Origin of the sequence: Actinomadura rugatobispora, assembly GCF_042656285.1 — a bacterium.
Classification (GTDB): domain Bacteria; phylum Actinomycetota; class Actinomycetes; order Streptosporangiales; family Streptosporangiaceae; genus Spirillospora; species Spirillospora rugatobispora.
Map to the genome: position 1 here is coordinate 1 of NZ_JBHSON010000242.1, position 1,279 is coordinate 1,279.

Annotated in this window: 2 protein-coding genes and 2 pseudogenes; 1 reads left to right on the plus strand and 3 read right to left on the minus strand. The window is 67.9% G+C overall.

Annotated features, from left to right (window positions below):
- Positions 1–379: pseudogene (locus tag ACFPZN_RS56080) on the plus strand (guanylate kinase); the annotation flags it as partial.
- 4 nt (positions 380–383) lie between these two features.
- Here the strand turns inward: ACFPZN_RS56080 and ACFPZN_RS56085 are convergent.
- From ACFPZN_RS56085 to ACFPZN_RS56095, 3 genes and pseudogenes are all read right to left on the minus strand, one after another.
- Complete coding sequence (locus ACFPZN_RS56085) at positions 384–560, minus strand: hypothetical protein (protein ID WP_378293602.1); 177 nt, start codon at positions 558–560, stop codon at positions 384–386.
- 41 nt (positions 561–601) lie between these two features.
- The gene (locus ACFPZN_RS56090; protein WP_378293604.1) at positions 602–949 is read right to left on the minus strand and encodes a hypothetical protein; all 348 of its coding nucleotides are present in this window, start codon (positions 947–949) and stop codon (positions 602–604) included.
- An 89-nt stretch (positions 950–1,038) separates the two neighbouring features.
- Positions 1,039–1,279: pseudogene (locus ACFPZN_RS56095) on the minus strand (hypothetical protein); the annotation flags it as partial.

Genomic DNA, 1,279 nt, shown 5'->3' on the forward strand with positions numbered 1-1,279 from the left:
GCGCCTGGTCGTCGAGACCGAGCGCTACGGCAACCGCTACGCCGTCGACCGCCACGACATCGACGAACTCACCGAGACGGGCCACGTTCCGGTCGTGCACATCGGCAACCTGGCCGACCTGGCCGAGCTGCGCACCGCCGTCCCACTGGACTGGACGACCGTATGCCTCTGGATACCTCGCGAGGTCTGCGCCGAACGCTCCCACCAACGAGGCGACGTCGACACGCCCGCACGGCTACGGGCATGGGACGAGACCGACGCAGACCTACAACGAAGCCAAACCCAGGAAGGCGTGTCGCCGTTCACCCTGGTCATTCACACAGACCAAGCCGAGCCAGCCGACACGGCCCGCCGCATCATTGAAGCCGTCAAGCCATGACCGGTCACTGCAACGGCCACGGCCAGAACCACGGCTCCCTGATCGCCGCGGCAAGTTCCTGGGGCGTGATCGCCTCCACCAGCCGCGGGGAATCCGCCACCTGAACCAATGCCCAGAACATCCGGGTATGCAGCCCGAACCACAGCAGCACCCCCGGAAACTGCTCGCGCAGTTCCTCCACAGCAAGAGCCGCCGGCGACCCACCCGACCGTGCATCAGCACTCACGACGCACCCCAGCGACCGCCCGTGGTGATACCCCACACGCCCAGCAGCGCCGTGACCGAGTCGGCCGCTCGCCAAGGTTGGGTGCACTGCCCCAGCCATGCGCCCGTACTCGACTGGAACCACCACAGCCCAGGCCCCCGGACGACCAGGATGCTGTCACCCACCACCGGAGCGTTCTTCGAGAACACATGCAGTACCGGCGGCTCCTGGCCGTAACGCCGTTCCGTCGCCCAGCCCTGACGCCGCAGTTCCCGCGCGAGCCGATCCAGTCGACGGCACGCCCAACGCCGCTTCCAGCGATCGGTGAAGGACGGCGCGGCCGATGCATCCGGGGAGATATCCACCGACCGCGCCGCCTTCTCATCCCCCCACGGGGCCGCCCCCTCCGAAGCGGCCCCATCCGGTGATGGCATCGACGGCCCCTCACCATCCATCACCGGGCCCGAGAGCGCTTCTTGACCTGCGCCCGTTGCCCCTCCAGCGCCCCGCGCAGCGCCTCAGGATTGTCGCGGATCACCGTCGCGTCGACGCCCTCCGCAGGGTCGTGCAGAGTCGCGACCCAGTCGCCGAGTCGGCCGTCATAGCGAATCGAGCGCCAGATGCGATGACCAGGGAAGTCCGCGCGAAGCCGGACAAGGGTCGGATCCTCGACATTTCTTGATGTTCCTGTCATG